Source organism: Waltera acetigignens (assembly GCF_025567015.1).
Taxonomy (GTDB): domain Bacteria; phylum Bacillota; class Clostridia; order Lachnospirales; family Lachnospiraceae; genus Acetatifactor; species Acetatifactor acetigignens.
Map to the genome: position 1 here is coordinate 121,589 of NZ_JAOQJO010000013.1, position 13,143 is coordinate 134,731.

Genomic DNA, 13,143 nt, shown 5'->3' on the forward strand with positions numbered 1-13,143 from the left:
TCTCTAATTTTATCTCTATGCGCGCAACAAAACCGCCACGGTAATGTGACGGTTTCGTTTTCGGGATATATCTGTTCTGTTGCAGTGTTTATTCTTTTTCCAGTTCCACCATTTCCTGATCCACACTTTCATCAGGCACTTTCTTCTCAGCTTCGTTCTTGAACTTGTCCACGGCTCTGGCTGCTACGGGGATGGCGATGTTGGTGCCTGCTCCGGCAATACAGCCTCCGGGGCAGGCCATACCCTCGATCAGGCAGCCGTTCATCTTACCTGCTTTGGCAAGGAGCAGGGCCTTCTTACATTCCGCCAGACTCTCCGCATGTTGGATATTCACAGGTGTACCGGGATAATATTTCTCGATGCAGTCCTTGATAGCATTGGCAACACCGCCTGCCACACCATAACCTCTTCCGGCAGAGGTGGCATCCTTCATCTCGTCCATAGCTTTAATCTCATCCAACAGAATTCCCTTGGCTTCGAACATACCGGTCAGTTCCTCAAAAGTGATAACAAAGTCTACATCGGAACGAACGGTACGTCTGCTGGCTTCCAGCTTCTTGGAAGCGCAGGGGCCAATGAATACTACGGACGCATCCGGATGTTCCTGTTTGATCAGACGGGCTGTTGCAACCATAGGTGTCAATTCATTACTTATCTTATCAATGGTCTCAGGAAACAGATTCTTCGCCATCACAGACCAGGAAGGACAACAGGATGTCAGGGCAAACTGCTGCTTACCGGTAGCAACCTCCTTCACGTAGTGTTCCGCTTCCGCCATACATCCCATGTCAGCGCCCAACGCTGTCTCATAGACATCCGCAAACCCCAATTCCTTCAACGCTGTCTTGAACATCTCAGGTGTCACCTTCGGACCGAACTGTCCGGCAAATGCAGGTGCTACCTGGGCTATGATCTTCCGTCCGGACTGCATGGCACGGATCAACTGGAAGATCTGAGACTTGTCAGCAATCGCTCCAAAGGGACAGCTTACCATACACTGACCACAGGATACACATTTTTCATTGTCGATCACGGCTCTTCCCACATGGTCAGATGTAATAGCTCCAATACCGCAGGCAGCCTTACAGGGACGCTCTTTATGGCAAATAGCATCATAAGGGCAGATCTCACGACATTTTCCGCACTTGATACATTTTTCCTGATCAATGACAGATTTCCCATTCTTCATGGAAATCGCACCCTTGGGGCAGACACTCTGGCAGGGATGTGCCAGGCACCCCATGCAGGAGCTGGTCACCTCATAACGGTTCTCCGGGCAGGCATTACAAGCCGACGGAATGACCTGCATCAGAGGGGGCTCATAATATTTTTCATCAATATTACTCTCTTCCAGTCCCTGTGTCAGATGTCCGGGATGCTCACGGTTCTCCGGGCGTAAACTCATCCCCATGGCCAGACGGATGCGCTCACGGATGATCGCTCTGTCACGATAAACGCTCTCCCAGAACTCCGACTCTTCATAGTCTACGATCTTATAAGGCAGCGCCTCCATATCATCCTTCAGATTTGTGGAATTGTAAGCCAGATTAGCCACTTCCTTAAATACCCTTCTTCTCCGCTGTCTTACCGGAGTATCGATCCCTCTCATGCTGCTCATATCATAATTACCGCCTTTTGATATTTTTTTAACACACTAACCATATTAAACCATATCATATCCATAAATGCAAGAAAAATATCAATAAAAATGGGATCTCACACCGTTTTTACGTGAAAGATCCCATCCTTAGAATTTTCTGTTATTCTTATCTTTTATTACTTCATAACGACTCTCTTGAAGTTCTTCTTACCTCTGCGGACTACCAGGCCCTCTCCATCAAACTGCTCGGGAGCGTAAGTAGTCTTTACATCGGTAACTTTCTCATCTGCTACGACAACACCGCCCTGTTCTACAGCACGTCTTGCTTCACTGCGGGATGCAGACAAACCGGATTTTACCAGAACACCGAGAATATCGATCTTACCATCCACAAAATCAGCCTCTGTCAGCTCGCTGGTAGGCATCTCTGCAGCATTGCCACCGGTAAACAGTGCTCTTGCACTCTCCTGTGCCTTTTTTGCTTCTTCTTCGCCATGTACGAGATTGGTCAGTTCGTATGCCAGAATCTCCTTCGCCTGATTCAGCTGGCTGCCTTCCCATTTGTCCATCTCATCGATCTGCTCTAAGGGCAGGAAGGTCAGCATTCGCAGGCACTTCAGAACATCGGCATCTGCTACGTTTCTCCAGTACTGGTAGAACTCGAAGGGAGTGGTCTTGTTGGGATCCAGCCATACGGCACCCTTCTGGGTCTTACCCATCTTCTTACCCTCGGAATTTAACAGCAGGGTGATGGTCATGGCATAAGCATCCTTACCCAGCTTTCTGCGGATCAGCTCGGTGCCTCCTAACATGTTGCTCCACTGATCATCACCACCGAACTGCATGTTGCAGCCGTATTTCTGGTATAAGGTCAGGAAGTCAAAGCTCTGCATGATCATGTAGTTGAACTCTAAAAAGCTTAAGCCCTTCTCCATTCTCTGCTTGTAGCACTCTGCGGTCAGCATACGGTTAACACTGAAGTGTGCTCCCACATCTCTTAACAGTTCCACATAGTTCAGATTCAGCAGCCAGTCCGCATTATTGACCATCAGTGCCTTACCGTCGCCAAAATCAATAAAACGGCTCATCTGCTTCTTGAAGCAGTCTACGTTATGCTGGATCGTCTCCTTGGTCATCATGGTACGCATGTCACTTCTGCCGGAAGGATCACCAATCATTGCAGTACCACCGCCGATCAGAGCAATCGGCTTGTTGCCTGCCATCTGCATTCTCTTCATCAGGCACAGTGCCATGAAATGTCCCACATGAAGGCTGTCTGCGGTAGGATCAAAGCCGATGTAGAAGGTAGCCTTTCCGTTATTGATCAGTTCCTTGATCTCCTCTTCATCTGTCAGCTGTGCCAGCAGTCCTCTTGCTTTTAATTCGTCAAATACTGTCATTTTCTCTTCTCCTTTTTGGGTTCTTTTTACTCTGTATACCTTTTTTACATTTTGGGGGAATCGGCTCCAAAGGCACTAAAAAAGCCCGCCCCTTTTTCAAAAGGACGAGCTTAATCACTCGTGTTACCACCTAATGTTCCCGCCAGACTCACATCTGACAGCTCAGTAAGTATCTATCAATACTTCGGCCGATATCGGTGCCTGCCGTCCTGATCTACTTGTTCGGGATCCTCTGATAAAATCTACTGATCCTTCTCTTTCCACCGGCTGCTCCGGGATGTATTCCTGCTCTGCTTCTGTGCGCCTCTCACCGACCGGCTGCTCTCTGTCAGAAGTGGAGGAACAGTACTTCTTCCCTTCATCGCATTCTTCTTATCCTATGTTTGCGCTAAACATGACCTTATTATAGCCAGTCTGCGTTTTTCTGTCAACACTTAAAATTTTGCTGCTGGCAGGAGCCGCCTCCGGGTCTATTCTTCCGGCCAGGGCAGATGGGATACTTCCAGCTTCTTATCACGAAGCATCAGTTCCTTCACCGCCTGATCCGCAGACTTGCCGTCAAACAGCACTTCGTTCACCTGTTCAATGATAGGCAGCTGCACATCGTATTTTTTCGAAAGCTCCATGGCAGCCTTGGCGGAATACACGCCCTCTACCACCATCTGTACTTCCTTCATGGCTTCCTCGTAGGTCTTTCCCTGTCCGATGAGGATACCGGCACGACGGTTACGGGAATGCATGCTGGCGCAGGTCACGATCAGATCTCCGATACCGGTCAGACCGCAGAAGGTCTCAAAATTACCACCCATGGCAGTACCAAGTCTTGCGATTTCGGTAATGCCTCTGGTGATCAGCGCAGCCTTCGTATTATCTCCGTAGCCCAGTCCGTCTGCGATACCGGCAGCCAGTGCCACTACATTTTTCAGTGCACCGCCCAGCTCAATTCCCAGTACATCGGGGCTGGTATAGACACGGAACACTTCGTTCATGAACAGATTCTGCACATATTCCGCGCAGCTTTTGCTCTTAGAACCCGCTACGATCGTTGTAGGAATCCCGCGGCTGACTTCCTCCGCGTGGGTCGGTCCGGACAGTACCGCTACCTGTGCCTGCGGAATCTCATCTTCGATGATCTGCGCCTGGGTCATCAGGGTATGCTCCTCGATTCCCTTGGAGACACTGACAATTTTCTGTCCCTGTGCCACCAGCGGGCTGATGCGGTGTGCTGTGCTTCTGGTATAAGAGCTTGCCACTGCCATGACCAACAGGTCCTTGCCCTCGATGGCCTGTTTATCATCCGTCGTAAAGATCATATCCTCCGGAAGCTTTACTCCCGGCAGCATCTTATGCTCGTGATTCTCCTGAAGCATCTGAATCTCTGCGGGAACCGCAGACCATACCGTCACCTCATGTCCGTTTTTATGTAATACCACTGACAGGCCGATGCCCCAGCTTCCGCCACCCAATATACATACTTTTGCCATAGCTTATTTGTCCTCCCCTGAGATTTCTGTCTGCGCTTCGGCTGATTTCTTATTCTTGAACAGATAAGTCTTCCTCTCGTTCCCGTGGATCAGACGCACGATATTCTGTCTGTGTTTCCAGTATGCCATGACTGTTAAAAATGCGGTGATGGCGTACATTTCATATAGCTGTGACTGCGGCATGGTGCCGAACAGCCCCGTCTGTCCGCAGACCACCATCTGGATCATAAATCCTGCATATACCAATAATGATCCCAGAGACACATAATGGGTGGTCAGGAAGGTTCCGAAGAACAATACCACGCCCATCACGATAAAATAAGGATGGAACGACAGGATCAGTCCTGCTGTGGCAGCGATTCCTTTTCCTCCCTTGAATCCCATGTAAAACGGGAAGTTATGTCCGATGATGGCTCCTGCACCGGTGTACAGGCACAGCAGATAAATATTCTCCGGATGTCCGGTAGTGAACAATGCCTTGGTGATGCATACGGCAACGATACACTTTAAGCAGTCTCCCGCCAGTACGATCAGTCCTGCCTTGGTTCCCAGCACTCTCAGAGCATTGGTGGTACCGGCATTGCCACTTCCGTACTTACGGATATCGATTCCCTTTGCCTTTCCGTAAAAGTATGCGGTCTGAAACAGGCCGAACACATAACCGATGAGTAAACAGATAACACGTTCCATTATTGATCTTTTTCCTTTCGTTCTCTGATGATAAACCGGAGGGGCGTCCCCTTGAAACCAAAGGTCTCCCGGATCTGATTCTCAATATATCTGGTATAGGAGAAATGCATCAGCTCCTTATCATTTACGAAAATAACAAAGGTAGGGGGTTTTACCGCCACCTGAGTAATGTAGTACAGACGAAGTCTCTTACCCTTGTCGGAAGGTGGCTGCTGCATGGCCACGGCCTCTGCCATGATCTCATTCAGCACACCGGTAGCCACACGCATGGCGTGATTCTCACTGACGATATCGATAGTCTCGAACAGCTTGGGCAGTCTCTGTCCTGTTTTCGCAGAGACGAACAGAAGCTCTGCATAGGGCATGAAGGATAAGGTATTACGCACCTTTTCGGTAAATTTATAAATGGTCTTGTCATCCTTTTCGATAGCATCCCATTTGTTCACCACGATGATCGTAGCCTTTCCTCTCTCATGGGCGATTCCGGCGATCTTCGCATCCTGCTCCGTAACACCTTCCTCTGCATCGATCATCAGTACCACCACCTCGGCACGCTCTACGGCACTGACGGTACGGACGATCATATAACGCTCCAGTTCTTCCTTGATCTTGTTCTTCCGGCGAAGACCGGCAGTATCAATGAAGACATATTCTTTGCCGTTATAAGTGATCTCGGTATCCACCGCATCTCTGGTGGTACCCGCGATATCAGAAACGATCAGACGGTTCTCACCCAGCAGTTTGTTGATCAGGGAAGACTTGCCGACATTGGGCTTTCCGACGATGGCCACACGGGTGCGGTCATCCTCTTCTTCCTCTGCCTGTTCCTTATCAAAATATTCCGTTACGGCCTCCAGCATGTCACCGATTCCCAGACGATTCACCGCAGAGATCGGATGGGGATCGCCAATACCCAGATTGTAGAATTCGTAGACATCCGCCATATACTTCTGGAAGCTGTCCACCTTATTGACCACCAGTACCACGGGCTTGTGGGAACGGCGCAGCATGTCTGCCACCTTGGAATCCGCATCCACCAGTCCCTGCTTTACATCCACCAGGAAAATGATCACGTCTGCAGTCTCCATAGCGATCTCTGCCTGTTCCCGCATCTGGGACAGGATCACGTCCTTGCTGTCCGGCTCGATACCTCCGGTGTCGATCAGGGTAAATGTCATATCCAGCCAGTGGATATCCGCATAGATACGGTCTCTGGTAATACCGGGTGTATCTTTCACAATAGATATATTTTCGCCAGCCAGTGCATTGAACAGGGTGGACTTACCGACATTCGGGCGTCCCACCACCGCAACGATGGGCTTGGTTTTTCTCTTTGCCATAATTTCCTCCGTTTCTTATTTACCATCTTAAAATCTATTCAGATGCATCTTCTCCAAGCAGGGCATCCACAAGATCATATCCGCTTGATTTTACAATATTCACGGGCACTTGTAAAGCCCCCTCCACGTCTGCCAGCGTATAATCATCCAGGAACAGATCCGCTCCGCTTCTGAGTACATTCCGGGGAAGATACAATGCTTCTCCCAGATTTTTGTCCTTTAACTGCTTTACGATATCCTGTCCCGTCAGAAGTCCGGACACCGTGATCAGCTCTCCGAAAAATTCATTGATGACCTCATAGACATGTATCTGCAGGCCGGGGTATTCCGACATCATTTCTTCCGACATCTTCTTTAAATAAGGAAACGCCAGTCTTCCCGTAGCCAGAGAGATCTCTCTGGTGCCTTCCCAGGATGGCTTTTTTCCCGCTTCCTTTTCTGCGGTACGCCTCTTCAGTCCGTCGTGGAATTCATCCAATAGCAGGCGGATCATTCCAACACCGTTCTCCAACTGCAGATATCCGTCGTAACGTTCCTCTTCCGGCACCTCTCTGCCCGCCAGAATGTACCATTCATCACTGGCCTGGATAAAGTGTGTCCCATATTTTTCCATGCAGATCTTCTGGTATTTCTCGATCAGATCAATGATCTCACCAGCATCCTGCGCATTAAACGGCTCTAACGGATATAATCCCTCCCGGTACCTGGATAATCCTACCGGCACCACCGAGACACTTTCCACATTTGGCAGATATTCCATCAGCTTCCGGATGCTGTATTCCAGTTCCTTGCCATCGTTTACACCCTTGCAGAGTACGATCTGTCCGTTCATCCGGATTCCGGCTTCATTCAGGATATCCACCTTTTTCAGTGCCTCCCCGGCGAAACGGTTATTCAGCATCTTACAACGCAGATCCGGGTTCATGGTCTGGAAGGAAATATTGATGGGCGACAGATGATATCTGCAGATTCTGTCGATATCATGGTCTGACATATTTGTCAGTGTCACATAATTTCCTTGCAAAAAAGACAGACGGGAATCGTCATCCTTAAAATACAGGGTATCCCGCATGCCCTTCGGCATCTGATCGATAAAGCAGAAAATGCATTTGTTATGGCAATGACGGTATTCGTCCATCAGACCGTTCTCAAATTCGATGCCCATATCCTCATCAAATTCCTTGTCGATCTCTAAGAGCCACTGCTCTCCGTCCGGCTTCTCTACCAGCATCTCAATATAAGTATCCTGTGTCAGAAACTGATAATCAAAAATGTCTTCGATCTCTGTATTATCTATGGCCAGTACTTTATCTCCGGGAGCGATCTCCAGTTCCTCCGCGATGCTTCCCGGCTTTACTGTTTTTACAATATGTTCTTTTTTCTTCATTCTAATTCACCTAACCATCTTTCTCCTATCCATTGTACAAGAAATTCCTTGACGTGTCACTAGCATAATGTTATAAATTAATTGTTATATTCAGAATAGTTCCGCAAAATTAAGCATCGAAGATGCGCTTTTGCGAAGGAAGATCTGCATATTTTTACGAACAATAAAGCTCGTCCAGGAGGGACATCATGCCTAATTTACACGAACTGGAAAATGCCATGCCCGTGGCTCCTTTGAAGATCATCGCTCTGCCTTCCGCAGAAAAAATGGGACGCCGCATCAATGACTACATGGTAGAATTCCGTAAGAGTATCCATAATGACAAAGTGAAAAACGATCCTGCCTTTCACGGCTATATCGAGAGCAACTATCTCGTAGACGTGGATGTGCCCCGTTTCGGAAGCGGTGAAGCCAAAGCGCAGATCAGCGAGACCATCCGCGGTAAGGATCTGTTCATTCTCACCGATGTATGCAATCATAGTATTACTTACAACATGAACGGCTATACCAACCACATGTCTCCTGATGACCACTACCAGGATCTGAAGCGTGTCATCGCCGCCTGCAACGGCAAGGCCAGACGTATCAACGTCATCATGCCTTTCCTCTATGAAGGCAGACAGCATCGCCGCAGCGGCAGAGAATCCCTGGACTGTGCTTATGCACTGGAAGAGTTACGGGATATGGGAATTGATAACTTTATCACTTTTGATGCCCATGATCCCAGAGTACAGAACTCCACTCCGCTGAATGGATTTGATAATTTTACCACCCCTTACCAGTTCATCAAGTCCTTGTTAAATTCCGAGGACGATATGATCGTGGACAAGGATCATCTGTTAGTCATCAGCCCGGATGAAGGAGCTCTGGATCGTGCCATTTATTTTGCCAGCGTTCTGGGTGTCGATACTGGTATGTTCTACAAGAGACGTGACTATTCCACCATCGTCAACGGCAAGAACCCTATCGTTGCTCACGAATTCTTAGGTGACAATATTGAAGGTAAGGATATCATCATCATCGATGACATGATCTCCTCCGGTGGAAGTATGCTGGATACTGCAAAACAGTTAAAGGCCATGAAAGCCAGATGCGTATATATCTGCTGTACTTTCGGCTTGTTCACCGACGGTCTGAAGAATTTCGACGCTGCTTACGAGCATGGTGATTTCGATAAGGTCATTACTACGAACCTTACCTATCTGCCGCCTGAGATCTACACCAGACCTTATTTCGTGGAAGCCGATATGAGCAAGTTCATTGCTTCCCTGATCGACTTTATGAACCATGACGCTTCTCTGTCCAATGTCATGGCTACCACCGAAAAGATCCACGGTATTGTAGAAGCCTACAACAATCGTACGGAAATGAGCGAATTTCATTTTTAATTTCCAACAGATCTGACAACGCATAAAAAAACGCAGAAGCCGTTATGGTTTCTGCGTTTTTCAGTTATATTGCTTATTTCAGTATTTCTTATTTCGCCATTTCTAAACCTCTTTCGACACGGTCTCCTTCAGCTGCTCAGTGGCGGGTTCTTCCGGCTTATGGTATTCCGGGAAATCCAATATAATCTTAAACAGATCTCCATCCAGCTGAATCTGGAATTCTCCGTGCTGTGCCTTGGTCAGATTTTTCGCAATATACAGACCCAGACCACTTCCCTCGGTAGTACGGGAAGCATCTCCCCGGATAAATCTCTCTGACAGTTCCTCACCCTTGAGATTCATGGGCCGGTCGGAAATATTTTTCAGAGAAGCGATGACTCTTCCGTCCTTTACCTGCATCTCCAGATAGACTCTGGTTCCCTCCAGGGCATACTTGCAGATATTCTGAAACAGATTTTCAATGATTCTCCACATCCTGCGGCTGTCGGCATAGATCATGCCGGCCACATCATTTCCGTCAAAGATCACCTGCAGCTTTTTCTCTTCCATTCTGTCGGAGAATTCTCCCACTGCCTGATTCAGCAGTTCCGTCAGGTTCAACTGTTCCAGATTCAGCACAATGTTACCGGAGGAGATTTTCGAAGCCTCCACCAGATCATCCGTCAACTGTTTCAGTCTCTGGGATTTGCTGTCCAGCACCTCAATATAGCTTCTGGCCGGTTCTTCCGTGATCTTTAGGCGTTTCAACAGATCCACATAATTGATAATGGAAGTCAGCGGTGTCTTAATATCATGGGAGACATTGGTGATCAGATCCGATTTCATCTGCTCATCCTTCATGCTGGTGCTTACCGCCTTGCGGATACCCTCTCCGATGTTATTGACTGCATCCGCCATCTCACGGTTGTCCCCATGAAGAGATTCCACATCCAGCTTATAATCCACTTCTCCATCACGGATCCTGCGGATTCCTTCCACGATATCGATCTGCTCCGCTTTTTGCTTGAACCTTAGTACCCCCACAATGCCGTCCAACACAATAGCCCCCAGTGCCGGAAGCACCCACAGAGCGCTTTTTCCCCGTAGCAGATAAGCTCCGAAAATTCCTGCCAGATTCACCAGTAGAAACAGATTATACGGGATCAGTGAGCTGATGGCGGAATTTCTGTGGGAAACCACAAAATGTACCGCCTTACCGAAGCTTGTGACGATCCAGTGCAGGAAACTGTCACTCCACATATTGTGGGATTTGATCCTGCGGATCAGGCTGTACCAGAAAACATTGATTCCCATGCTTACGCAGAAGCCATACAGCGCAAAGACACCGTAGGCTGTCAGCCGTGTGATCTCCCGCCCCTGGATCTCGGAATGGCTGAGATATACCTTATTGGCCACATTCATCAGATAATCGTATCCGATTCTTCCGCCATAGATAAATCCCACCAGCAAAAGCGCCATGAACTCGATCCAGACATGATCGATACCGTTCAGGTACAGAACCGGCTCATCCTCCTCATCGTAAGCCACGCCGGCCGTTACGGTAAGATAAATACCCACCAGCAGCCACAATACTGCCAGCAGGATCCCTCCGCCGATCAGATACCAGATATTCGGAACGATTCTCTGGAACACCACATTGGCATTGTAAAAGGAATCTCCCTCCACCGGATAATTGGTATCCACTGCGATCCAGATATGAGTCATATCCGGATGCACATAACCATACTCTTTCAGATACTGATAGATCTGGCCCTCAGTCATTCCTGTGTTGCCGGTAAATTCCAGACTGTCCGGATAATAGATCAGATACCGTCTGTACTCCGAAAAATAATCCGTAATATCATTATCGGAACTGTTCTCAAACTCCGATACATTCGTATAGGTTCTGCTAACTCCATCTGTTGTCATCATACGGACCACATATTTCAGATTGCCCGCATCTTCTTTATACAGATCATTACAGTTCTGATACTGCTCATAGTTGGCTGACAACGTCTGGATCGTCATCTCCAGATTGCTCTGCAGCGCAATATATTCGATCCAGTTGTCCGCACAGGCTGTCAGCTGCTTCTCTCCGTCTACGGTGGCATAACGGTTCACCAGCATCGGGAAATATACCGTCAGCGTACCATCGTCTTCTCTGGATACCCGGATATCCTGTACACTCTCTTTCACAATGTATGTGAAAGCCAGGTCTTCCAGCCGATCGGTTCTCTGGCTCTCCGGAATTGCCTCGATTGCCTGTGCGACTGCTTCCTTCTGCTCCTCCGTCTGCTCTCCGCCTGCCACGAACACCAGCTGTCCGTCCGCATCCACGCGGAAGTTCGACTCCAGGTCTATCGGTCCGAAATAATTCACGAAGTCCGACATACTCATAATACGATCTGTATATTCCGCACCGTATTTTCCCCATTTGATCAGATCTTCCAACTCATAAACTGCTGTTACAGGGCAATCTGCACCGCCGGTTTTCCCTGAAGCAAATTCCGTGATATCAACATGCTTATGCGGATCAAAGCTTCCATTGGTTTCCATCTGTCCTTTGATCACCATAAGCTGGATAATATCCGATACCGAGCTCTGGAACAGATCATGGAAAATCACGGAATCTTCAAATTGCGTTTCCGCATCCAGAGGGGATAATTCATATACTTTTGTGCCATCCGCTGTGTCTACCGCCAGATAGGAATTGAACAAAACCGCCGCGATTGCCACCAGCAAAAGCAAAGCCGCCGTCTGCTGCACCAGTCCCAGCATCAGCCGTTTCAATGTAGGTCGTCTCATGCCTGCTCCTTGTCGATCTTATAGCCTACTCCCCATACCACTTTCAGATACCGGGGTTCCTTGGGATTGATCTCGATTTTTTCACGGATATGCCGGATGTGTACCGCCACGGTATTGTCCGCTCCGATGGCATCCTCATTCCAGATGCTTTCATAGATCTGATTGATGGAAAATACCCTGCCCTGGTTCTTCATCAAAAGTAATAAAATATTATATTCGATAGGTGTCATTTTTACCGGTTCATCGTCCACTGTCACCTGTTTGATATCATCATTGAGGATCAGTCCACCCACCTGATAGATTGCTTTGTTCTCACCGGTCAGGCTCCCCAGGGAGGTATATCTGCGCAAGTTGGATTTGACTCTCGCCACTAGTTCCAACGGATTAAAAGGCTTGCAGATATAATCATCCGCACCGATATTCAGCCCCAGGATCTTGTCCGTGTCTTCCGATTTGGCCGACAGGATAATAATGGGAATGCTGCTGTATTCCCGGATCTTCAATGTAGCCCGTATGCCATCCAGCCGGGGCATCATGATATCCATGATCAACAGATGGATATCCTCCTTGTCCAGGATCTGAATTGCCTGTTCCCCATCATACGCTTTATATATTTTATAGCCATCCTGACTCAGATAGATCTCGATGGCATCCACGATCTCTCTGTCATCATCACATACAAGAATATTTGCCATACTTCCCTCATTTCTCCGTTACTTCCCGGTTCCCCATCATTTTCGTTATTTCTATTTAAACATAATATTTTTAAATATTTTCGTGTTTTTTCTTAAATTTTCTTAATTCCCGTCAGGCACTCAGGAACTCAGGACTCCTTCAGCATTAAAAATGCCGCCAGATTTCCCCTCTGTCCGTGACTTGCCCGGTGGGAAAACAGATACTCCGGATTGTGGCAGGGACAGACGTTCGTTACCGCCATATGTTCCGGCGGGATCCCCACCCTTAACAGAATGCTCTGATTGGCTTTCCACAGATCAAGCTGATATTTACCCGGTGCTTTGCCCGGCTGCAGCACATCCTCCGGAAAGCCTTCCCGGAACTGTTCCGCCACT

General features: G+C 48.2%; 10 protein-coding genes and 1 other annotated feature. Of the genes, 1 reads left to right on the plus strand and 9 read right to left on the minus strand.

Annotated features, from left to right (window positions below):
* Nucleotides 1-88: 88 nt before the first annotated feature.
* The 6 genes from OCV96_RS12980 to OCV96_RS13005 form a co-directional block, all read right to left on the minus strand.
* Nucleotides 89-1,609, minus strand: coding sequence for a 4Fe-4S dicluster domain-containing protein (locus tag OCV96_RS12980; protein ID WP_118669531.1), 1,521 nt, complete (start codon nucleotides 1,607-1,609; stop codon nucleotides 89-91).
* Nucleotides 1,610-1,776: 167 nt separating this feature from the next.
* Entirely contained in the window at nucleotides 1,777-3,000 is a 1,224-nt protein-coding gene (tyrS, locus tag OCV96_RS12985) for a tyrosine--tRNA ligase (RefSeq protein ID WP_262594685.1), read from the minus strand.
* A 97-nt stretch (nucleotides 3,001-3,097) separates the two neighbouring features.
* Nucleotides 3,098-3,371, minus strand: a binding site (T-box leader).
* A 99-nt stretch (nucleotides 3,372-3,470) separates the two neighbouring features.
* Nucleotides 3,471-4,484, minus strand: coding sequence for an NAD(P)H-dependent glycerol-3-phosphate dehydrogenase (locus OCV96_RS12990; RefSeq protein ID WP_227064528.1), 1,014 nt, complete (start codon nucleotides 4,482-4,484; stop codon nucleotides 3,471-3,473).
* Nucleotides 4,485-4,487: 3 nt separating this feature from the next.
* On the minus strand, nucleotides 4,488-5,174 hold the full coding sequence (plsY, locus tag OCV96_RS12995) for a glycerol-3-phosphate 1-O-acyltransferase PlsY (RefSeq protein ID WP_119623667.1): 687 nt from the start codon (nucleotides 5,172-5,174) through the stop codon (nucleotides 4,488-4,490).
* Nucleotides 5,174-6,514 carry a ribosome biogenesis GTPase Der gene (der, locus tag OCV96_RS13000; RefSeq protein ID WP_022313002.1) on the minus strand — a complete coding sequence of 447 codons (1,341 nt, stop codon included), beginning with the start codon at nucleotides 6,512-6,514 and terminating at the stop codon, nucleotides 5,174-5,176. Before der ends, plsY begins: the two co-directional genes overlap by 1 nt.
* A 34-nt stretch (nucleotides 6,515-6,548) precedes the next feature.
* Nucleotides 6,549-7,901 (minus strand): DUF512 domain-containing protein, encoded by a 1,353-nt coding sequence (locus tag OCV96_RS13005; RefSeq protein WP_172594741.1) that lies wholly within the window; start codon nucleotides 7,899-7,901, stop codon nucleotides 6,549-6,551.
* Nucleotides 7,902-8,089: 188 nt separating this feature from the next.
* Here OCV96_RS13005 and OCV96_RS13010 point away from each other — a divergent pair, with 188 nt between their 5' ends.
* Nucleotides 8,090-9,289 (plus strand): ribose-phosphate pyrophosphokinase, encoded by a 1,200-nt coding sequence (locus OCV96_RS13010; RefSeq protein ID WP_262594686.1) that lies wholly within the window; start codon nucleotides 8,090-8,092, stop codon nucleotides 9,287-9,289.
* Nucleotides 9,290-9,391: 102 nt separating this feature from the next.
* Here the strand turns inward: OCV96_RS13010 and OCV96_RS13015 are convergent, their stop codons facing one another.
* The 3 genes from OCV96_RS13015 to OCV96_RS13025 form a co-directional block, all read right to left on the minus strand.
* Nucleotides 9,392-12,073, minus strand: coding sequence for a sensor histidine kinase (locus tag OCV96_RS13015; RefSeq protein ID WP_118731269.1), 2,682 nt, complete (start codon nucleotides 12,071-12,073; stop codon nucleotides 9,392-9,394).
* Nucleotides 12,070-12,768, minus strand: coding sequence for a response regulator transcription factor (locus tag OCV96_RS13020; RefSeq protein WP_118537824.1), 699 nt, complete (start codon nucleotides 12,766-12,768; stop codon nucleotides 12,070-12,072). Before OCV96_RS13020 ends, OCV96_RS13015 begins: the two co-directional genes overlap by 4 nt.
* 128 nt (nucleotides 12,769-12,896) lie before the next feature.
* Nucleotides 12,897-13,143: polyphenol oxidase family protein (locus OCV96_RS13025; RefSeq protein ID WP_262594687.1), on the minus strand; the 247-nt coding region annotated here is incomplete at its 5' end.